This window comes from Streptomyces sp. NPDC046870 (assembly GCF_040704595.1).
In the GTDB taxonomy this organism is placed as follows: Bacteria; Actinomycetota; Actinomycetes; order Streptomycetales; family Streptomycetaceae; genus Streptomyces; species Streptomyces argyrophylli.
In genome coordinates this window covers 168923-190316 of the sequence record NZ_JBEYXM010000015.1, presented here as the reverse complement: position 1 = coordinate 190316, position 21394 = coordinate 168923, and the positions used below count along the sequence as shown (strand labels likewise).

The window sequence follows — 21394 nt, the reverse complement described above, 5'->3', positions numbered from 1 at the left end:
GTCACACGCCGAGGTGGGCTCCGCCGGAGGCGTCGATCCACTGACCGGTCACCCAGCGGGCGTCGTCGCTCGCGATGAAGGAGACCACGTCGGCGATGTCCGCCGGCTGGCCGAGCCGGCTGAAGACGGATGCCTCGGAGTACCTGCGGCGGATCTCCGGGACGGCGAGCGTGGGGTTGATCTCCGTCTCGGTGTAGCCGGGGGCGACGGCGTTGACGGTGATGCCCCGGGGCCCCAGCTCCTGGGCCAGGGCGAGGGTGAGGTAGTCCAGGGCGGCCTTGGTCATGGTGTACGAGACGATGGCGGGGAATGCGACCCGGGTGGCCACGGAGGAGATGTTGACGATCCGCCCGCCGTCCCGCAGCCGGTCGAGGCCGCGCTGGACGATGAAGAACGGCGCCTTGGTGTTGATCGCGAATACCCGGTCGTAGTCGGCCTCGGTCACGTCGGCGATGCGGCGCGGGACGGTGATGCCCGCGTTGTTGACGAGGATGTCGAGGCCGCGGTCCGCGCCCAGGTCGGCAAGGGCCCGGTCGAAGGCGGACCAGAGGGTGTCGGCGTCGCCGGGCACTCCGAGTTCGGCGTGCACGGCGACGGCGCGGCCTCCGTCGGCCTCGATCTCCTTGACGGTCCGCTCGGCGGCGCTCACGTCGTGGCCGTAGTGCACGGCCACCAGTGCGCCGTCCTGGGCGAGGCGACGGCTGATGGCCCGGCCGATTCCCCTGCTGCCTCCGGTGACCAGGGCGGTCTTTCCCGCGAGGCGGGCGGTGGTGCTCAACGTGCGTCTCCTTCGGTGCGTGCTGACGGGGTGTGGTGGTCGTGGGCGGGTGCCCTCAGTCGGACGCCGGGCGGGCGTCATGCGTCGAAGTCGATGACCACCTCGGCGGAGTCCGGTCGTGCCCGGCACACGAGCGTGTAGCCCTCGGCGCGGTCGCGGTCGTCCAGAGCGTGCTGGCGGTCGGCTCGTACCCGTCCGGACAGGACCTTGGCGCGGCAGCTGCCGCACACACCTTCGCGGCAGGCGTACGGCACGTCCGGGTGCGCGCGCAGCAGGGCGTCCAGGATCACCGTGTCCTGCGGTCCGACGGTGGTCCGCCGGCGGTGCCCGTCGAGCAGGGCGGTGACGCGGCTCGTTCCGGTGGCCGGGGCCCGTTCCACGACGGCGTCGGCCGGGCGGCCCGGCAGGGGGCCGGCGGAGGGGGGAGTGGATCCGGAGGCGAACGACTCCCAGCGTACGAGGGCCGGATCGGCGCCTCGGTCGTCCAGGAACCGCCGTACGGTGGAGATCATCCCCGGTGGCCCGCACAGGGCGAACGTGGTTTCCTCGGCGGGCCGGGCCCCGAGGACGGTGAGCAGGCGGGACAGCTTGCCGGCGTCCATCCGTCCGCGGAACGGCCCCCCGGTGTCCTGCTCGTCGCGGGTGAGGACGTACAGGACGGTGAAGCGGTCGAGGAACATGTCCTTGAGGAAGGCCAGTTCGTCGGCGAGCAGGGCCTGCGCGGCGGTCGGGACGGAGTGGACGAGGGACACCCGGCAGGTGGCGTCCCGGCGCAGGGCGTCGGCGGCCAGCGCGGCCAGCGGGGTGATGCCGGAGCCGCCGGCGATCAGGACGTGGTGGGCGCCGGGCAGCTCCGGCAGGGCGAAGTCGCCCGCCGGGGCGGACAGTTCGAGTCGGTCGCCGGGTGCGAGGCGGCGGACTGCGTGGGCCCCGAAACCGTCCGGGGCACCACGTTTGATCACCAGGCGGAGGGCCGAGGTGTCGTGCGGGGGCGGGCACAGCGAGTAGGCGCGGCGCAGTTCGCCGTCGGCGCGGCGGTGGCGTACGACGACGTGCCGGCCGGGCTGGTGGGCGAAGACCTCGCGCAGGCCGTCGGGCACCTCCAGGGTGACGGCCACGGCGTCCGCGGTCAGACGGCACACCTCGCTGACCGTGGCGGTGTGCCAGCGGGCACGCGTGCCCCGGCGCACGCGCCGTTCGGCGGACGTCTCCTGCCGGGCGGGCGGTGGGGTGGCGGCGGTGTTCACGGTGTGCCTCACAGCGCGGTCAGGTGGGGGAAGGGTTCGCGGCACACCGTGCACCACAGCACCGACTGGCAGCGGGACGGGCCGAAGGGGCTGTGCGGCCGGGTGGCGCGCGAGCCGCAGTGCGGGCAGGCGACGGCGCCCAGCTCCACGGCGACCGGGCCGTCGCCCGCCGCGGACACCGGCGGGGCGATGCCGTGGGCGGCGAGGGTGCGCAGTCCGCGAGGGGTGATGCGGTCGGTCGTCCAGGGCGGGGACAGCACCTGCCGCACCCGGCCGTCCGGGTGGCCGCAGTCGGCCAGGACCTCGCGGACGGCGGCGGTGATCGCGGGCAGTGCGGGGCAGCCCAGGTAGGTGGGGGTGATCTCCACCTCCAGGGTCCCGTCGGGCCCCGGACCGACGGAGCCCACCACCCCCAGATCGCCGAGGCCGATCACGGGCAGTTCGGGGTCGGGCAGCGCCTCCACCCGCCTGCGTACCTCCTCCGCGGCGAGGGGCGCCACGGTCCGCACGGTGTCGCTCACCAGGTGCCCCCGGGGAACTGCCGGCGCACCGACTGCAGTTCCCCGATCAGATCGGTGAACTCCTCGGTGTGCAGGCCCGAACGGCCGCCCCGGGCCTGCCAGGAGGGGACGGGCACGGTGAGTCCCGCCCCGGTGACGACCTCGGTGACCCGCCGCTCCCACACCGGGCGCAGTGGCGCAGGCGAGGGCACCGTGCCGGCGGCGGCCAGGCGCCGCACGAGGTCGTCCTCGTCGAAGAGTTCGGCGGTGTAGGGCCACACCCGCTCCAGCCCCTGCTGCATCCGGCGCGCGCTCTCGGCCGTGCCGCCGCCGAGTTGGCGGACCCAGCGGTCGGCGTGCAGCCGGTGGAAGGCGACCTCCTTGACCGCCCGCGCGCCGAAGGCGGCGAGTTCGCGGTCCGGGCAGCCGGCGAGAGCCTCGTAGTGCAGGGACGCGTAGTGGGTGTACGCGAGCTGGCGGGCGACGGTCACCGCGAAGTCGCCGTTGGGCAGCTCCGTCAGCAGGGTGTTGGTGAAGTCGCGCTCGTGGCGGGTGAAGGCGAGGTCGTCCTCGGTGCGGCCGGTTCCGTCGAGCCGTCCGGCGAGAGTCAGGAGGGTGCGGGCGTGGCCGATCAGGTCCAGGGCGATGTTGGACAGGGCCAGGTCTTCCTCGATCATGGGCGCGCGCGTGATCCACTGGCACAGCCGCTGCCCGAGCACGAGGGCGTCGTCACCCAGGCGCAGCAGGTAGGTGGCGAGGCCGGCGCCGGCGGGGGCGTGCGCTGCGCGGTCCGCCCGTTCGTCACTGGTCGTGGTCACCTTCCGACCCCTTCTCGGTCAGCGGCGGGAAGTGCTCGGGATACCGGTACGGCTTGCCGTGGGCGCCCGCGAAGTACGGGTCGCGTTCCTCAGGGGACACCGCGTGCACGGCGTCCGAACGCACCACCCACAGCGACAGCGGGTCGCCGCGGCGCGTGTACACATCGCGGGCGACCGCCAGCGCCGCGTCCGGACCGGCGGCGCGAACCGAACCCACGTGCTGGTGGGCCAGGCCCCGCCGGGCCCGCAGGAAGACCTCCCAGGACGCGGGCGCGCCCTCGTCGTTGCGGTTCATACGCGTTCCTCCTGCGTCTGTCGGCGGACGACCGGGCCGGAGCCGACGGATCCACCGGTCTCCTCCCGGGCGGCGTACGCGGCGGCGGCCTCCCGTACCCAGGCGCCGTCCTCGTGCGCGGCCCTGCGGTGGTCGACGCGCCGGCGCGCCCAGTGGGTGTCGTCACCCAGGGCCGTGCGGTAGGTGTCCCAGTCGATCGGGGTGAAGTCGTAGTGACCGCGTTCCTCGTTCCAGCGGATGGCCGGATCGGGCAGCGTCAGGCCCAGCCGCTCGGCCTGCGGGACGCACTGGTCGACGAAGCGCTGGCGCAGTTCGTCGTTGGTGTGGCGCTTGATGCCCCAGGCCATCGCGCGTCGTGAGACGGCGGCCCCGAGCGCGGCGGTCCGGGCGTCCGCCCCGCCCGCCTCCGTGTCGGGCGGGCCGAACATCAGCGCCACGGCCGGCAGCCACCAGCGGTCCACCGCGTCCTGCGCCATCGCCTTCTGCTCGGGCGTGCCCTCGCACAGCGCGCGCATCAGGTCGTACCCCTGGCGCACGTGGAAGGCCTCCTCCTGGCAGACGCGGCGCATCGCCCGCGCGTACGGCCCGTAGGAGGTGCGGCACAGGGGAGCCTGGTTGATGACGGCGGCGCCGTCGGTCAGCCAGGCGATGGCGCCGGTGTCCGCCCAGGTCAGCGCCGGGTGGTTGAAAGTGGCCGAGGCGCGCTGGCGGCCCAGGTGCAGGGCGTCGAGCAGGTCGGCGCGGTCCACGCCCAGGGTCTCGGCGGCGGAGTACAGGTACAGGCCGTGGCCGGCCTCGTCCTGGACCTTGGCGATGAGCACCGACTTGCGGTGCAGCGACGGCGCCCGGGTCAGCCAGGCCCCCTCGGGCTGCATGCCGATGATCTCGGAGTGGGCGTGCTGGGCGATCTGACGGATCAGCATGCGGCGGTAGCCGTCGGGCATCCAGTCGCGCGGCTCGATCGTCCCGCCCCGGGCGATCAGCGCCTCGAAGCGCGTGAGCGGCTCCTCCTGCCCGGCGTCCTCGGTGACGGCCGTCCGCGCGCTCACCCCGCACCGCCCGTGCGAGCGAGGTCCGCCGCGACGGCGGGGCGCACGGGGTGTCCTGCCGCGGACCGGACCCGTACCGGCTGCCTGGGCACGCGCATCACTCCTTGGTTCGGGGCCCGCCCGCGTCCCGCAGCAGCACGGGACGCACCGGGCGGAGCAGGTGTCTTCGTCCCGGTAAGGAGGCCGGGCGGGCGGCCCGGCTATCCCTGCCGCCCGCGGCTCACCGCGTGACAAAGCTCACGGGCGGCCCGGGGAGTGCGGGCGGCCGCGACCGCCTCTTGAGGGGGTGACAGTCCAGCCCGCACGACGGCGGCCGGCATGCCGCGCCGAAAGGGGAACCCATGAGCACCATCAGGGAGTTGCTGGTCGAACTCACCGGCACCGCCGAGTACGCGGACGCGGTCGGCGACGACGTCGACCTCGCCGCCAGCGGCATCGACTCCGGTGACCTGGTGCGTCTGGTGCTGCTCGTCGAGCAGCGCCTCGGCGTCGAGATCACGGCCGAGGACATGGAGAAGCTGCACACGATCGCCGACTACGAGCGGTTCGTGGCCGAGCGCTCCGCCGCCGGCGCCGCCGGCGGTGCGTGATGTGGCTGACGCAGCTGCTGGAGCGCAACCGGCAGTGCTTCCCCGACCGGACCGCACTCGTGGACGAGCAACGCAGCGTCACCTGGGCGGAGTTCCACGACCGCACGGTCGAACTCGCCCACGGCTTCGCGGAGCTGGGCATCGAGCGCGGTGACCGGGTCGCCGTCCTGTCCAAGGACCGCGTCGAGGTCCTGGAGAGCTACTTCGCGCTCGCCCGCCTGGGTGCGCTGTTCGTGCCGCTCAACCACAGCCTGGCCGAGCCCGAGGTCGCCGGCGTCATCGAGCGCGTCGGCGCGGTGGCGGTGCTCGGCGAGTCGGACCTGCTGGACCGCCACCCCCGGCTGCCGGAGTCGGTGCGCGTCCGGATGGCGCTGGACAAACCCGCCTTCGCGGCGCTGGGCACCCTGGCGCCCGAGCGGGAGCTGCCCCGGGTCGCCGACACCGACCCGATCGCCGTACTGCACACCTCGGCGACCACCGGACAGGCCAAGGGCGTCACCGTCGACAGCGGCTCGTTCCGGGCGATCGCCCTGGGCTGGCTGGTCATGGCCCGGCCCACCGACGACATCGTCATGGTCAACTGCTGCCCGCTGTACCACGGCAGCATGGTCGTCTCGCTCACGTACATGGCGGCCGGCGCCACCGTCGTGCTGATGCCCGGCTTCACCCCGCAGCGGGCGCTGACCGCGGTGGAACGCCACCGCGCCACCCACATGTGGATGGTCCCGCAGATGCTGCGGTTCATGCTCCAGGCCAAGGCCGCGCAGCGCACCGACTTCTCCTCGCTGCGGGAGATCCTCTACGGCGCCGCGCCCATGCCGCTGGACGTGTACGCCGAGGCGGTGGAGCGGCTCGGCTGCGGCTTCCGGCAGGTGTACGGCATGACCGAGGTCGGCGGCCCCTTCGTCACCCTCGGCCCCGACGAGCACCCCGCTCCCGGGGACGTCACCGCCCGCATCCCGTGCGGACGGGTCGTGCCGGGCATGTCGGCCCGCGCTGTCGACCGGGACGGACGGGAGGTGCCGCGCGGCGAGATCGGCGAGATCGTGGTGCGCGGGCCCGGCGTCATGCAGGGCTACTGGAACGACCCGCGGGCCACCCGCGAGATCACCCTCGACGGCTGGATCAGGACGGGCGACCTCGGATTCGTCGACGACGAGGGCCGCATCAGCCTGGTGGACCGGACCAAGGACGTCATCATCCGCGCGGGCCAGAACGTCTATCCGTCGGAGATCGAACGCGCCCTGATGACCCACCCGGCGGTCCACGACGCGGCGGTCGTCGGCATGCCCGACGAGGACTACGGCGAGGTGCCGCTGGCCTACGTCGTCCCGGAGCCGGGCGCGGAGGTGAGCCCGGCGGAGCTGCTGGGCCACGTCGCCCGGCTGCTCGCGCCCTACAAGCGCCCGCGGCGCGTGGAGTTCATCGAGCAGGTGCCGCGCAACCCCGCCGGGAAGATCATCAAGAAGCTGCTGCGGAGCTGACGGTGGGCGGCGGTGCGCGGAGCGCGGCCTCATGACCGGCCCCGGCGGGTCCGCCCGCCGCTGGGGCGCGGATCCGGGCGGACAGGGGGCGTACGGCCGTACGGCCCCCGGCGTTCTCGCCGCGGCACCCGGCTCTCTTCGCCGTGAGCGGGACGGGGTCTCCGCCGCCGGCGCCGAGCACCTGCCCGCGGCCGTCGCCGCCTTGGCCCGGCTGCGCCCCCTGCCGGCCGCCGCCGGGCTGGGCCTGGGGCTCGCCCATGTCGGTGAGCCGCGGTTGGGGCCGGGAGGGCCGGCGGAGGCGTCCGCGGCGGCGTCGATGGCGCCACACCGCCGCCGGGAGTTCCTGGCCGGGCGGCAGGCCGCCCGCCGCGCTCTGCGCGCGGTGGGCACGGACTGCGGCGAGATCCCCCGCGCGGGTCGCCTGCCGGTGTTCGCGCCCGGACGGGCGGCGTCGATCTCGCACAGTGCCGGGATCGCCGTCGCCGTGGCCCGTCGGCCGGGACAGAACGCTCCGCTCGGCTGCGACCTGGAGCTGCAGCCGCTGCCGGCCGGCGCGGCACGGCTGGTGCTGCGCGAGGACGAGGAAGGGCTGCTGGTGGACACCGCCGCCGGTCCGCAGGACGCGCCCTGGCCGTTGACGGCCCTGTTCTCGGCCAAGGAGGCGGCGTGGAAGGCGCTGAACCTCGCGGTGGGGCAGGCCACGGCCACGTCGATGAGGACGCTGCGGGACCTGTGGGCCAGGCCGAGCGGCGAGGAGTTGCGGATCGCTCTGCGCGCGGATCCCGCGTACGCGGTGCGGGTGCGCGCGCTGCCCGTCGGCGCGGGCGTGTTCAGTTACGTGGTGGGCTGGGCCGACGCCGCGCCCGCGTCGGCCGACGGCCTGTGCGACGCGGATGAGTAGGGCCTCTCGTTCGGATCATGCCGGGCTCGCGGTCCCTGATGCCGCGCCTCGTCGCGTTGTCGTCGGTTGCCATGGCTCCGCCATGGCGCCCTCCTGCGCCTTGCGACGCACGGCACCAGACCCGCTCCCTGATCCGGCCTGATCCAGACGAAAGACCCTAGGGCGCGCAGGGACCGCTCGCGCCCAGGAAGCCGTCTGCCATGGGGACACCACCCGCCGCCCGCCGGAGCGGGATCACCCGCGCACGCGTGTCCCCTGCCGGCCTGGCTCGCCGACCGTCCGACCGACGACCGCCTTGCGGCAGCCTCGTCGACGCACGCCCGGAGTCGTGGGCGCTCGCCTCCGCCCAGCCGGCGGGCGGGGCCGGTGGAAGGCGAGGGCGAGGGCGCGAAGGCAGCCCCCTCCGCCGCATCCACACAGAGCGCGGGCCCACGTCGCCGTCGTAGCCCGCGGTCCCGCCGCAGCCGACGACCATGCCGTCGCTGTCGAACAGGTACAGGGACGTGGACGTGGGCACGGTGTCGCGGCCCGGGCGCCCCGGCACGACGTGCGGGTCGCGGCGCTCGCCGAGTACGGCCCGGAAGCGCCGGCGAAGGCGCGGGCGCCGCTCACCCACCGACTCATGGCCCCTCGTCCGAGGGGTCCGGCAGCCGGTCCCGGTGTCCGACCCCGTGCCGGCGCCGGCCACCCGGCGCCACCCGGACGGGTGGCGGTCGACGCGCGTCGCCACCCCTCCACCGCGACCTGCCCGCGGGCGACGGGGTGGGACGTCCACCCCGTCGGTGCGGGAGGCGTCGGCGGACCCGGGCGGGCGGAGGGGGGCGCGGGCGGCCTCGGACTCAGTACCTCAGGGCGCGCAGGGCCTTGGCGACCGTCTCGCCGATGCGGGCGATCGGCTCCGGCTCGGTCATCTCGTAATGACCGCACGGAACCTGGTGGTCGTGAAGGGTGCCGTCGACGTACGGGCGCCAGCCGTCGGCCTTGCCGGGCTGCACCGCGAGGTCGCCGGAGAACTCCGTGGCCGGCTCCTGGGCCGCGCTGAAGAACAGGACGTCACCGCGGAAGCGACCAGGGGCGAACTGCGGTGCGATGCGCAGGTTGTTGCGCATGACGGCGGCGATGGCGGCGGCCTGCGCGCGGGTGACGGGGGAACTGGCCGGATCGGCGGCCAGGGCGGCGTCGATGCGGTCCAGGACCGACTCCACCTCCGGCGCGGCCCCGGGTGTCAGGGGCAGGCCGGCGACCCGCGCCAACAGGGCGGCGACCTGTCGCTCGGCCGTCTCGGGGTCGTAGCTGGTGCCGTGGGGCTGGGGCGCGTCGAGCATGGCGAGGAGTTCGACCCGTTCACCGGCCTCCTGGAGGGCGCAGGCCATGGCGTGTGCGACAAAACCCCCGTAGGACCAGCCCAGCAGCCGGTAGGGACCGTGCGGCTGTACCTCGCGCACCAGGTCGAGGTAGGCGCCGACCATGGCGGCGGCGTCGTCCGCGGGCGGCCGGGTGCCGTCAAGACCCAGGGCCTGGACGCCGTAGACGGGCTGGTCGCCGCCCAGGTGGGGCAGCAGGCCCGTGTAGCGCCAGGACACGCCCGCCCCGGGGTGGAGGCAGAACAGCGGAGTGGCGGTGCCCTCCGTGCGCAGGGGCAGCAGCGGGCCCAGCGCGGTGACGGGGCCGGCGTCCGGCGCCGCGCCTGCCGGTTCCTCGGCGAGCAGGCCGGCGACCGTGGGAGCGGCCAGCAGCTTCGCCGCAGGGACGTCGAGGACGCCCGTCTGCCGCAAGCGGCCGGCCAGCAGCACGGCGCGCATCGAGTCGCCGCCCAGGTCGAAGAAGTTGTCGTGCACGCCGATGCCGCCGATGCCGAGTGTCTCCTCCCACACCCGGGTGACCGCCTCCTCGCGTTCGGAGCGCGGCGGCACGTGCTCCGTCGTCAGCCGGGGGCGCGGGGCGAGGGCACTGCCGGCCGGTGCCGCGGCCGGGGCGTCGGGCGCCGGGGCGTCCGTGCGGACGCCGGGGGCGTCGATCCAGTGGCGGTGGCGTTCGAAGGCGTACGGCGGCAGCGGCACCCCGCGGGCGCTGCCCGGCACCGGTGGAAGGGCGGCGTCCACGCCCGCGCACCACAGCCGGCCCAGAGCCTCGGCCAGGACGAAGGAGTCGGCCGCCTCTGCCTTGGCGTGCGGCATGGTGGTCACCGTCACCGGTGCCTCGTCGGCGAGCCGGCTGACGGCCAGCTTGGTCAGCGTGTCCCCGGGGCCGATCTCCACCAGGACGGGGTGCAGGCGCTCCCACAGGGCGGCGATGCCGTCGGCGAAGCGCACGGTGTGCCGGGTGTGGTCGAGCCAGTGCTGTACGGAGGTGGCCTGGGCGTCGGTGATCCAGGCGCCGGTGACGTTGGTGACGTAGGGGATGCGCGGCGGGCGCAGCGTGACCTGCCGCAGGTGGCTCTCGAAGGCCGGCAGCACGGGATCCAGGACGTGGGAGTGGGCCGCGACGGGAATGCGCAGGCGGCGGAACGGCGTCCCCCGGCGGGCGAGGCCGGCCTCGAAGCGTTCGACGGCGTCGAGGTGCCCGGCGACGGTGCACGCGGTGGGGCCGTTGACCGCGGTCAGGGACAACTGCTCGTCGAGCAGCGGCAGGACCTCCTCCGCCGGCGCGGCGACGCCGGTCGTGGCGCCGCCCGCGGAGCTGATCAGCCGGATCCGTTCGGCGACCAGCGGCAGCATCTCCTCCAGGTCGATCACCCCGGCCAGGCAGGCCGCCGTGTACTCGCCCAGGGAGTGGCCGATGAGGGCGTCCGGGCGAACGCCCGCCTCCATCAGCGTGCGGGCCAGCGCGTACTCGGTCACCACCAGGCCCAGGAGGGCGTCGGTGTCGTCGGCCGGCCGGCGTTCGACCAGCGTGCCGCGCAGATCGCCGCCGAGGACGGGCCGCAGGATGCGCGCGCACTCGTCGACGGTGTCGCGGTAGACGGCGTGCTCGCGGTAGAGCTCCGCCCCCATGCCGGCGTACTGGGTGCCGCCGCCCGGCAGCAGGAACGCCACCCGGGCCGGGTCGTCGCCCACCGGCGGGGTGCCGGGCGCGGCGGTGCGCAGGGCCGCCACGGCCTCCTCGCGGGAGGCCGCCGTGACGGTGAGGCGGTGGCGCAGCGCGGGCCGCTCGGCGCGCAGCGAGTACGCGATGTCGTCCAGGCGCAGGCCGGGACGGCGCTCCAGGTGCCGGGCGAGGGCGTCGGCCTGGCCGCGCAGCGCGCCGGCGGTGCGTGCGGAGACCGGCAGCACCAGGCGGCGGCCGTCCTCGGCCGGGCGGGACGCGGCGGCGGTGACGGGCGGGGCCTCCTCCAGGATGACGTGGGCGTTGGTGCCGCCGATGCCGAAGGCGGAGACGGCGGCGCGGCGCGGATGGTCGCGCTCGGGCCAGTCCTCCAGGGACGTGGGCACCCGGAAGGGGCTGGAGTCGAAGTCGATGAGCGGGTTGGGCCGGTCGAAGTGCAGGCTCGGCGGGATCTGCCGGTGCTCCAGGGCCAGCACGGCCTTGATGAGCCCGGCGATGCCGGCCGCCGCTCCCAGGTGGCCGATGTTGGTCTTCACCGACCCCAGGGCGCAGAAGCCCCGCTGGTCGGTGCTGTGCCGGAAGGCTTCGGTGAGCGCCGCGACCTCGATCGGATCGCCGAGCTTGGTGGCGGTGCCGTGCGCCTCGACCAGGCCGATGGTGTCCGCGTCGACCATCGCCTCGGCCTGGGCCGCGAGGATGACCTCGGTCTGTCCGGCGGCGCTGGGCGCGCTGAAGCCGACCTTGCGGCGCCCGTCGTTGTTGACGGCACTGCCGCGGATGACGGCGCGGATGCGGTCGCCGTCGGCCAGGGCGTCCTCCAGGCGCTTGAGGACGACGGCACCCACGCCGTCGCCGGAGGAGGTGCCGGCGGCGTCGGCGGCGAACGCGCGGCAGTGGCCGTCGGGGGAGAAGGGCCCGTCGGGCACGTGCCGGTAGCCCAGGGCGGCGGAGGGGTTGAGGGAGACCGCGGCCGCCAGCGCGGTGTCGCAGCGGTGGTCCAGCAGGTCCTGGCACGCGGTGTGCACGGCGACCAGCGCGGTCGAGCAGGCCGTCTGCAGCGACACGCTCGGGCCGGTCAGCCCCAGTTCGTAGGAGACGCGGGTGGCGAGCGTGCCCAGGGAGTTGGCGGTGGCCGCGTGCACCAGGGCGACCGATCCGGGCTGACCGGCGAAGCGGGGATGGACGTGGGCGGGGTAGTAGCGGCTGTCGCCGCTGCCGGCGTACACGCCGAACGCCCCGGTCGTACGGCCCTCGCCCAGGCAGCCGGCGTCCTCCAGGGCGTGGTAGGCCGTCTCCAGCAGCAACCGCTGCTGCGGGTCGACGACGGCCGCCTCGGCGGGGCTGTAGCCGAAGAAGCCGGAGTCGAAGCGGTCCATGCCCTCCACGACGGACGCCATGCGCACCAGCGAGGGGTCGTCGAGGTCGCGCGGGTCGCCGCCCGCGGCGAGGAACTCCTCGTCGCTGACGGGGCGCACCGACTCCCGGCCGGCCGTCAGGTTCTCCCAGAAGGCGTCCAGGTCGTCGGCACCGGGGAAGCGGCCCGCCATACCGATCACGGCGACGGCGGGGACCTCCTCGTCGTGCGCTGCGGGGGTGTCATGCATGGCCGCGGTCCTTTCCGTGCCGTGCGGTGCGGCGGGCACGTGCCGCACGCTGCCGTTGTGCTTGTTCCTTGGCGCGGTCCAGGCCGCTGGACGCCGGCTCGGCGGGCCGTCCTGCGCCGGGGCCGCCTGCCCGGCCGGCGTCGGTTCCCGGCTCCGGTGACGGCTCGGCGACGGCGGGGCCGGTGCGGGCCGCCAGGTGGCGGGCCAGGTCGCGCACGGTGGGGTGGGCGAACAGGTCCACGACCGACAGATCGGTGTCGAAGGCGCTGTTGACCGCGCTCTGGGCGGTGACCAGCAGCAGCGAGTTGCCGCCCAGGTCGAAGAAGTTCTCGTCCCGTCCCACCCGGTCGCGGCCCAGCACGCCGCACCACACCTCGGCGAGCCTGCTCTCCAGCTGCCGCACGTCCGCGCCCGGCCCGCTCGCCTCCCGGTGCCCGGTGGCACCGGCCGAGCGCAGCACCCAGTCGTCACCCAGGCCCGCTGCCCGGGCGGCGTCGGCGGCCGCGCGGTACAGGGCGCCGAGGTCGGTGCCGTCCGACAGGCCCACCCGCGCGACCGGGCGGCGTACCTGGCGGGCGGGTGCCGCCACATGACTGCGCACCCACGGGGCGGTGCGGTCGGCACCGATGAGCAGGTGCGGCTCGTCCAGCGTGCGGGCGAGATCGAAGGAGCGCAGCGCCGTGGGCACGTCCAGCAGCCGGTAGCCGCGGGCCTCGGTGAGCGCGGCGAGCCGGTAGCCGCGGCTCACACCCCGCTCCCGCCACATGCTCCAGGCCAGGGACTGCGCGGGCAGGCCGAGGCGGCGACGGTACAGGGCGAGGGCGTCGAGGTAGGCGTTGGCGGCGGCGTAGGCGGCGTTCATGGCACCGCCGAAGTAGCCGTTCACCGAGGAGAAGGTGACGAAGGAGGCGACCGGGTGGTCGGCGGTCAGCCTGTGCAGCGTCCACGCGCCGTGCGCCTTCGCCGCCAGCGCCCGTCGCCAGGTGTCGCCGTCCAGCTCGCCGACAGGGCGTTCGACGAGCGCTCCGGCCAGATGCAGCACCGAGGTCAGCGGAACGCCCCACGCCTGGCCGGCCGCGTCCACCGCGGCGCGCACCTGCTGCTCGTCGGTGACGTCGGCGCACGCGTAGCGGACCTCGCCCAGCTCACCCAGCCGCCGCAGCAGTTCCCCGCGGTCCGGTGCGCCTGCCCCGGTGCCCAGTTCGTCCTCGGGGGTGCGGCCCAGGATCAGCAGGCGGGTGCCGGGCGCGCGCAGCAGGTGGGCCGCGACCTCGCCGCCGACACCGCCCAGTCCGCCGGTGAGGAGCGTGAAGCCGTCGCCGGCCCGCTGCTGGACGGGTGCCGGCGTGTCGGGCAACGGGACGAGCCGGCGTACGTAGCGGTGCCCGCCGCGGTAGGCCACCTCCGCTCCCTCGGCGGCCGCTCCCGCCTCGGCCAGCAGCAGCGGCAGCCGGTCCTCGCCGTCGTCCGCCGGGAGGTCGAGGTGGGTGCCGCGCAGCCGGCCCAGCTCCTCGCCGAGGGACTTGAGCAGGGCGCCCGCCATGGCCTGTTCCGGGCGGGGCCGGTCCTCGGCGCGCACGCCCTGGGCGCCCGCCGTCACATACACCAGGTCGACGGGCCGCCGCCGCTCGGGCCGGGCGGCGAGGGCACGCGCGAGGGCGAGCAGGGACAGGGCGCCGGTCCCCTCCTGCGGGGTCGTGCCCGTGTCGTCCCCGGGGGCCAGGCCGCCGAGGTGCAGGACGGCGTCGACCGGCCGCTGGTCGCGCTCCAACTGCTCCAGCAGGGTGGCGATGTCGCTCTCCTCACCGGTCCGCAGCCGGTAGCGTGCGGCGTCGAGCCGGGCGTACGAGGCCGCGTCGGTGGCCAGGGTGCACCGCCCGCCGGTGGAGCGCAGCGCGTCGGCGACCCGCCCGGCGAGTCGCTGCGCGTCCGGGTCGCCGCCCGTCAGGACGAGGGTGTGCCGGCCGGGTGCCGCCTCGCGGAGTGCGCCGGGCCGCGCGCGCTGCCACACCGGGCGCAGGAACCAGTCGGGCACGGTGGCGGCGGTGCCCAACAACAACTGGGCGGCGCGCACCTCCTCGTCGAAGGCGCCGGCCTCGAAGCTCTTGCGCAGCTTGGTGCGCTGGATCTTGCCGATCTCCGTCTTGGGGATCGCGTCCTGGGGGACGGGAACGAGGAAGGCGGGGCTGACGCCGATCTCCCGCGTCACCTTGCCCGCGATCTCCCGCAGGACGGCGGCCGTGTCGCCCGCCGCGGCCTCGGGGGAGAGGTGGAGGAACAGGGCCAGTTCGTCGGTGGTCGCCGAGGGGTCGGAGCGCACCGCGACCGCGGCGGTGAAACTGCGCACCACATGCGGCAGTTCCTCGACGCAGGCCTCGATCTCGTGGCTGTAGTGGTTGACGCCGTTGACGATGATGACGTCCTTGGCGCGGCCGGTGATGTACAGCTCGCCCTCGCGCAGGAACGCCAGGTCGCCGGTGTCGAACCAGCCGTCCTCGGTGAACGCCTCGGCGTTGGCGCCCGGGTTGTCGTGGTAGCCGCCGGTCACGGAGGTGCCGCGGACCTGGAGGCGGCCGGCGTCGCCCTCGGCGAGCACCGTACCGGCCTCGTCGACGACGCGCATGGCGAAGCCGGGATAGGGGCGGCCGCAGCTGACGAACGTGCCCTCGCCGGGGCGGGGTTCGCCGGGCAGCACCGCGTCGGTGACCACCGAGCAGGTCTCGGACATGCCCCAGCCGGGGTGCATCACGTCCTGTGGCAGGCCGAAGGGCTTGAGAGTGTGCAGGAAGCGGCGGGCCGCGCCGGCCACGACGACCTCGCCGGCGTTCATCACCAGACGCATCGGCGACAGGTCCCAGGTGCGGCCGGCGAAGCGGTCGGCCTGCTCGGCGAGCAGGCCGAAGGCGAAGTTGGGCGCCCAGGTGACGGTGACGCGGTGGCGGTCGGCGAGGTCCATCCAGCGCAGCGGGTCCTGAAGGATCCAGGAGGTGGGTGCGTGGATCTGGCGGCAGCCCAGGTACACGTCCCGCAGGTGGAACATCACCACGCCGGTGACGTGGTCGAGCGGGATCCAGTTCAGGGAGACGTCCGCGGCGCCGAGCCCGTTCATCTGCTCGGTGGCGGCCGAGCGGGTCAGTACGTTGCGGTGGGTGAGCCGCACCGCCTTGGGCAGGCCGGTGCTGCCGGACGTCATCAGCATCAGGATGAGGTCGTCGGGCCGGGCCGGGTACCAGTCGCGGTCCTCGGCCGCCTCGCGCAGCTTCTCGGCCGTGGTCAGCCGCAGCCCCGGCCAGTTCTGACGGGCGGCCAGTTCGCGCAGGCCCGCCTCACGGTCGGCGGAGCACACGATCCAGGGCCGGCCGAGCATCCGCCAGATGCCCTCCAGCTTGGTCAGCGCCGCCGAGGGCGTGCCGTAGGAAGCGGGCACGGTCAGCGGGACGGCGACGAAGCCGCCCAGGATGCAGCCCCACAGCACGGCCAGGAAGTCCTCGGTGGCGTCGCACTGGAGGATGACCTGGTCGCCGGGGCGCAGTCCGGCCTCGCGCAGTCCGGCGAGGACCCGGGAGGCCTCGGGGATGAGGGAGGCGTAACTGCGCCGGTGCTCGCTGCCGTCGGCGTGGACGTGGACGATGTCGCCCTGTGCCCGCTCGGCGGCGCGGCGCAGGGCCTGCGCCCAGTCGGCCACGGACGGCTCGGCGAGTGCGGGGCCCTCGCTGAGTGCCGGTGCGGCGGACGACGCCGCCGTGCCGGCGGTGCCGTCCGCGGAGGCCGCGGTCGCGGTGCGCTCGGGCAGGCCGGCGTGGCGTCGGCCCAGTTCCTCGGGGATGTCCTCCGTCGTCACCTCGGCGGCGGTCACCCCGGGCAGGCGGATCAGGCTGTGCTGCCAGGCGGCGGCCGAGGCGCGGTCGACGGCGGGCAGGGCCCGGAGCGCGTCGGTGTCCAGCGTGCCGTCCTCGCTGAAGGGCAGGGCGTTGACGGCCGTGACGCGGACACCGTCGTGGCCCGCGCGCCGCAGGACCTCCTCGACGCGATCCACCGCGTCCGCGCGTCCCGGTACCACGTACAGGCGCGGCGCCCGGGCGTCAGGGGCCGGCAGGGCGCGGGCGTCGCGGATCCCGGGCACGGACAGCGCCGCCGCCTCCACCTCCGTCACCGCGATCGCCGGCGGGGCGGGGGCGCGCTCGGGGATCGCGGGCAACTGCCCCACGCGGACGCCGGGATCGGCGCTCACCGCCCGCAGGACGTCGTGCAGGGCGCGGGCGAACGCCTTGGCGGTGGACGCGTCGTACAGGTCGGTGGCGTACTCGACGTGCAGGGCGAGACCGTCGGGGGCACCTTCGCCGGTGTGCCGTTCCAGGACGTCCACGAAGAGGTCGAACTTGGCGGTGCCGTTGGCGGTCGGCCGCAGCCGGGTCCGTCGCCCGTCCAGTTCGAGGACGGCCGGTTCGTTGTTCTGCAGGGCCAGCATCACCTGGAACAGCGGGTGCCGGCCGGCGCGGCGGGGCGGGTTGAGCTCGTCCACCAGCCGGTCGAAGGGCAGGTCCTGGTGGTCCAGGGCGGCCAGGTCGGCCGTGCGCAGCCGGGCGAGCAGGTCGCGGAAGGCGGGGTCGCCGGAGGTGTCGGCGCGCAGGACCACGGTGTTGCTGATCAGCCCGATCAGGTGGTCCAGAGCGGGCTCGGTGCGGCCCGCGACCGGGGTGCCCAGGACGATGTCCTCACCCGCGCCGCAGCGGGTGAGCAGGGAGCTGACGGCGGCGTGCAGCACCATGAACAGGCTGGCGCCCTCGCGGTCGGCCAAGGCGAGCAGGTCACGGTGGAGATCGGCGTCCACGACCGCCTCCACGTGCGCGCCGGTCCCGCGCGGCACCTCGGGGCGCGGCCGGTCGCCGGGCAGGCCGCACTCTTCGGGCAGGCCGGCCAGGGCCGCGCGCCAGTGGGCGGTCAGCCGCTCCAGGCGGCCCGTGCCGTCCGGGGCGGGCGCCAGCAGGGCGCGTTGCCACAGGGCGTAGTCGGCGTACTGCACCGGCAGCGGATCCCAGTGGGGTGCGTGGCCGGCGCGGCGGGCCGCGTAGGCGGCGCTCAGGTCCTCGGCGAAGGGCCGCAGGGACCAGCCGTCGGCCGCGCTGTGGTGCAGCAGGAGCAGCAGCGTACGGTCGGCGGCCGGGCCCAGCAGCCAGGCGGCCAGCGGGCCTTCCGCGCTCAGGTCGAAGCGGTGGCGCATGGCCGCGCGGACGTGGGCGGCGCTCTCCGCGGCGGGACAGTCGACACGGCGCAGAGCCGGCCGCAGCGCGCCGGGCGCCAGGACGCGCTGGTGCGGTACCCCGTCGTGCACGGCGAACACCGTCCGCAGGCTCTCGTGACGGTCGGCCAGGTCGCCGAGGGCGGCCTCCAGGGCGTCGGCGTCGAGATCGGCGGGCGCCCTCACCACGAGCGGGATGTTGTACGTGGCGGCCTGCTCGTCGAGGCGGTCGAGGAACCACATGCGCTCCTGCGCGAAGGACAGCGGCACACGGTCGGGACGGACGGCGGCGCCCAGGGCGGGACGCGGCAGGGCGTCGACGGAGTGGGCGGCCAGCCGGGCGGCGAGGGCAGCCGGGGTCGGTGTCTCGAACAGGGCGGTGATGGGGATCTCCGCGCCGGTGTCGTGCCGCAGACGGGCCAGCAGGCGGGTGGCGAGCAGCGAGTCGCCGCCGAGGTCGAAGAAGTTCACGTCGGTGCCCACGGTGTCGCGGGGCAGCTTCAGCACGTCCTCGAACAGGGCGCACACCAGGGCCTGGTGCGGGTTCGCGGGGCGGGTGCCGGATGCCACGGCGGTGAAGTCCGGTGCGGGCAGGGCCCGCACGTCGAGCTTGCCGTTGGCGGTCAGCGGCAGGGCGTCGACGTCGACGCAGGCGGCCGGGACCATGTGCTCGGGCAGGCGGGCGGCGGCGTGGGCGCGCAGCTCGGCGGGGTCGGCGGGGGCGCCGCCGGCGGCGACCGTGTAGGCGACGAGCTGCTGGGCGCCGTTGTCGGCCCGGCGGACCACGACGGCGGCCCGGGCCACGCGGGGATGGGCGGCGAGGACGGTCTCGATCTCGCCCGGCTCGACGCGGAAGCCGCGGATCTGCACCTGGGCGTCGGCGCGTCCGAGGTAGTCCAGGGTGCCGTCCGGGCGGCGCCGTGCCAGGTCGCCGGAGCGGTACATGCGGGTGCCGGGCGGGCCGAACGGGTCGTCGAGGAAGCGCTCGGCGGTCAGCTCGGGCCGGTGCAGGTAGCCGGCGGCCACACCGGCACCGGAGACGTACATCTCGCCGCTCGCGCCGGGCGGCACCGGGCGCCCCTCGGCGTCCAGGAGGTGGACGCGCAGGTCGGACAGGGGCCGGCCGATGACGCTGCCACGGCGTGGGTCGTCCAGGTCCGCCCTGGTGAGGCGGTGGTGGGTGACGTGCACGGTGGTCTCGGTGATGCCGTACATGTTCACCAGCGCCGGACGGTCCAGGCCGTGCCGGTCGGCCCAGGGCCGCAGCCGCGCCGGGCGCAGAGCCTCACCGCCGAAGACGACGTGGCGCAGCGCCCCGCTGTCACCACCGCGTTCGAGGTCGGCGTCGATCAGCTGCTCGAACGCGGACGGCGTCTGGCTGAGGACGGTCACGCCCTCGCGGTGCAGCAGCTCCAGGAAGTCGCGGGGGGAGCGGCTGACGGCGTAAGGAACGACGACGACCCGGCCACCGTGCAGCAGGGCGCCCCACATCTCCCAGACGGAGAAGTCGAAGGCGTAGGAGTGGAACAGCGTCCAGACGTCGTCGGGACCAAAGGCGAAGTGCTCCGCGGCGGCGGCGAACAGGCGCACGACGTTGGCGTGCGGCACCGGCACCCCCTTGGGGCGGCCGGTGGAGCCGGAGGTGTGGATGATGTACGCGGTGTCGGCGGGGCTCGTCGGCGCGAGCCGGTCGGCGTCGGTCAGGTTCCCGGCGGGGCGGTCTGCGAGGTCCGCCGTCACCCGCGGGTCGTCCAGGAGCACCGCGGGGACCGACGCGCCGGCGAGGTGCGCGTGGGTGCGCTCGGTGACCAGGGCGACCGGGGCCGCGTCCTCGACGACCAGCCGCAGCCGCTCGGCCGGGTGCCCCGGGTCCAGGGGAAGGTAGGCGGCACCGGTCTTGAGGACGGCGAGCAGGGCGGGCAGCAGCCGTACCCCGCGCTCCAGCGCCAGGGCCACCACCCGGCCCGGACCCGCGCCGCGCTCGGTCAGCAGCCGGGCCAGCCGGTTGGCCTCGGCGTTGAGCTCGGCGTAGGTGAGGTGCAGGTCACCGCAGGTGACGGCGGTCCGCCCGGGGACGGCGGCCGCCTGTTCCTCGAACAGCTGCGTGAGGGTGCGCTCGACCGGATACGTGCGGACGGGGGTGTCGCGCGGGTGCTCGCCCGGCAGCAGGACGTCCAGCTCCCCCAACGCGGTCGTCGGCGCCGCCTCGGTCAGCCGGCGCAGGACGGTGAGGAACCGCTCGCGGTGCAGGGCGAGTTCGTCGTCCTCGTACAGTGCGGGGTTGGCGTCGAAGGCCAGCCACAGGCCGCCCGCCTCGGCGCCGGGCCGCACCGATATCTGAAGGTCCTCCACGGCTCCGCCGGAGAGGTGGTGCCAGGTGGTGGGGTGGCCGTCGAAGACGGGCGACTCGTCGAACGGGACGATGTTCAGCACCGGTCCGTACAGCCGGCGGCCGGTGCCCAGCAGCCCCAGGTCACGGCGCAGGTACTCACCCCGGTAGGCCTGGTGGCGGCGCAGGGCGCGCAGCTCCTCGGCGACGTGCCGGGCGAACCGGGCGAGCGGCGTCCCCGGGGCGGTGGCCACCCGCAGCGGCAGGATGTCGGAGGCGGTGCCCGGGGTGCGCAGCGCGGCGCTGCCCAGCCGGCTCATCGTGGCCAGACCCAGCACCAGGTCCTGGCTGCCGGTCATGCGGTGCAGGTACACGGCGGTGACGGCGGCCAGCAGGTCCGTGCGGGCGACGCCGAGCCGGGAGGCCGCCCGGTCCAGGGCTTCCACCTCGGACGGCGTCAGCTCGGCGGTGCGGCGCAGGAACGGAGCGGTGGGGGCCGCCGTGCGCGAGGTGAGCCGCGCGGGCTCGGGCAGCCCGGCCAGGCGGTCGGCCCAGTGGGCGCGGTCACGGGTGTGACGTTCGCCGGCGCGGTAGGCGGCCTCCTCCTCCTGGAGCCGGTGCACCGGAGCGAAGGTGGCGGCATCCGGCTCGCGGCCCGCGGCGAGCGCGTTGTAGGTCTCGGCCAGGCGCCGTCCCAGCAGCTTGTAGCTGTAGCCGTCGAGCAGGATGTGGTGGGCCCTCAGCAGCCAGATGAACCGGTCGGGCGCCAGCGTCAGCAGGGCGTGGGAGAACAGCGGGCCCTTCTCCAGGTCGACCGGGGTCGCCAGGTCCGCCCTGATCCAGTTCCAGGCGGCCGTCGTGGGATCCTCGGCGTCACGGACATCGACGTGGTGCAGGGGCCAGTCGTCCGGGTCCGCGGCGCGATGGCAGCGGGGACCGTCCTCGGTGTCGACGAAACGCAGGGCGAAGGTGTCCGCCTCGGCGACCGTGCGGCGCAGCGCGGTCTCGAACAATCCCGTGTCGAGCGGCCCGTGGATCTCCACCGCCTCACCGGTGTTGTACGCGGCGCTGTCCGACGCGAGCCGCCCGGCGTACCAGAGACCCTCCTGGGCCCCGGACAGCGGACGTCGCTCGTCCTGCTGGAGTGACATAGCACAACCCTCACGTGGCTAGCCGTAATGTCCCGGCCGGCGACGGCACGACCGGATCGGAGCGGTGCGGCCACCGCTTCGCGCCGCCCTCGCGTGCAGGTACGCGCCGGGCCGGTCCACGAGCGGAAAAGGGAGGTCGCACGCCAGGACCTGGCGAACACGCACCCTGGCCCCGGTTCTTCGGCACATCACGGTGCGCCACCGCACTCGGCCCGGTCAAGGCGGCACCGGTCCACGCGCGGCATTCCAGGGAATTCCCCAGAGAACGTCGCGCCAGGGAGTGCTCACCCGACTCCAACTTCTAGGGAATTCACGCAACTTCACCTTTCGAAGGCCTCCCGGGTGGATTCGTGGACGACGCGCG

General features: G+C 75.1%; 11 protein-coding genes. 3 read left to right on the top strand and 8 right to left on the bottom strand.

All coding sequences use genetic code 11. The features are described from left to right. Position 1 precedes the first annotated feature (1 nt). The 6 genes from AB0946_RS28100 to paaA form a co-directional block, all read right to left on the bottom strand. Positions 2–778, bottom strand: a complete 777-nt coding sequence (locus AB0946_RS28100) for an SDR family oxidoreductase (protein WP_366763426.1) — start codon at positions 776–778, stop codon at positions 2–4. Positions 779–855: 77 nt separating this feature from the next. Beyond that, complete coding sequence (locus AB0946_RS28095) at positions 856–2025, bottom strand: 2Fe-2S iron-sulfur cluster-binding protein (RefSeq protein ID WP_366763425.1); 1170 nt, start codon at positions 2023–2025, stop codon at positions 856–858. 8 nt (positions 2026–2033) lie between these two features. After that, positions 2034–2546 carry a 1,2-phenylacetyl-CoA epoxidase subunit PaaD gene (paaD, locus tag AB0946_RS28090; protein ID WP_366763424.1) on the bottom strand — a complete coding sequence of 171 codons (513 nt, stop codon included), beginning with the start codon at positions 2544–2546 and terminating at the stop codon, positions 2034–2036. Then, entirely contained in the window at positions 2543–3271 is a 729-nt protein-coding gene (gene paaC / locus AB0946_RS28085; RefSeq protein WP_366763443.1) for a 1,2-phenylacetyl-CoA epoxidase subunit PaaC, read from the bottom strand. The genes paaD and paaC overlap by 4 nt, the downstream gene beginning before the upstream one ends. Before the next feature lie 55 nt (positions 3272–3326). Then, positions 3327–3638 (bottom strand): 1,2-phenylacetyl-CoA epoxidase subunit PaaB, encoded by a 312-nt coding sequence (paaB, locus tag AB0946_RS28080; RefSeq protein ID WP_366763423.1) that lies wholly within the window; start codon positions 3636–3638, stop codon positions 3327–3329. Next, the gene (gene paaA, locus AB0946_RS28075) at positions 3635–4687 is read right to left on the bottom strand and encodes a 1,2-phenylacetyl-CoA epoxidase subunit PaaA (RefSeq protein ID WP_366763422.1); all 1053 of its coding nucleotides are present in this window, start codon (positions 4685–4687) and stop codon (positions 3635–3637) included. The genes paaB and paaA overlap by 4 nt, the downstream gene beginning before the upstream one ends. 341 nt (positions 4688–5028) lie before the next feature. On the opposite strand from paaA, the gene AB0946_RS28070 reads away from it, so the two are divergent. The 3 genes from AB0946_RS28070 to AB0946_RS28060 are packed head-to-tail and all read left to right on the top strand — an operon-like array spanning position 5029 to position 7662. After that, on the top strand, positions 5029–5277 hold the full coding sequence (locus tag AB0946_RS28070) for an acyl carrier protein (protein WP_014669884.1): 249 nt from the start codon (positions 5029–5031) through the stop codon (positions 5275–5277). Beyond that, the gene (locus AB0946_RS28065) at positions 5277–6761 is read left to right on the top strand and encodes an AMP-binding protein (RefSeq protein ID WP_366763421.1); all 1485 of its coding nucleotides are present in this window, start codon (positions 5277–5279) and stop codon (positions 6759–6761) included. The genes AB0946_RS28070 and AB0946_RS28065 overlap by 1 nt, the downstream gene beginning before the upstream one ends. A 31-nt stretch (positions 6762–6792) precedes the next feature. Next, a complete protein-coding gene (locus tag AB0946_RS28060) occupies positions 6793–7662 on the top strand; it encodes an enterobactin synthetase (protein WP_366763420.1) in 870 nt (289 codons plus the stop codon). Positions 7663–8501: 839 nt separating this feature from the next. Here the strand turns inward: AB0946_RS28060 and AB0946_RS28055 are convergent. Together AB0946_RS28055 and AB0946_RS28050 are read right to left on the bottom strand one after the other, a co-directional pair. Continuing rightward, a complete protein-coding gene (locus AB0946_RS28055; RefSeq protein ID WP_366763419.1) occupies positions 8502–12311 on the bottom strand; it encodes an alpha/beta fold hydrolase in 3810 nt (1269 codons plus the stop codon). Next, complete coding sequence (locus AB0946_RS28050) at positions 12304–21030, bottom strand: amino acid adenylation domain-containing protein (protein ID WP_366763418.1); 8727 nt, start codon at positions 21028–21030, stop codon at positions 12304–12306. Before AB0946_RS28050 ends, AB0946_RS28055 begins: the two co-directional genes overlap by 8 nt. Positions 21031–21394 lie beyond the last annotated feature (364 nt).

Coding starts and splice junctions, on each gene's coding strand:
- paaB (WP_366763423.1), bottom strand. CDS start 3,638: ATGAACCGCAACGACGAGGGCGCGCCCGCGTCCTGGGAGGTCTTCCTG.
- AB0946_RS28070 (WP_014669884.1), top strand. CDS start 5,029: ATGAGCACCATCAGGGAGTTGCTGGTCGAACTCACCGGCACCGCCGAG.
- AB0946_RS28065 (WP_366763421.1), top strand. CDS start 5,277: ATGTGGCTGACGCAGCTGCTGGAGCGCAACCGGCAGTGCTTCCCCGAC.
- AB0946_RS28060 (WP_366763420.1), top strand. CDS start 6,793: ATGACCGGCCCCGGCGGGTCCGCCCGCCGCTGGGGCGCGGATCCGGGC.
- AB0946_RS28055 (WP_366763419.1), bottom strand. CDS start 12,311: ATGCATGACACCCCCGCAGCGCACGACGAGGAGGTCCCCGCCGTCGCC.
- AB0946_RS28050 (WP_366763418.1), bottom strand. CDS start 21,030: ATGTCACTCCAGCAGGACGAGCGACGTCCGCTGTCCGGGGCCCAGGAG.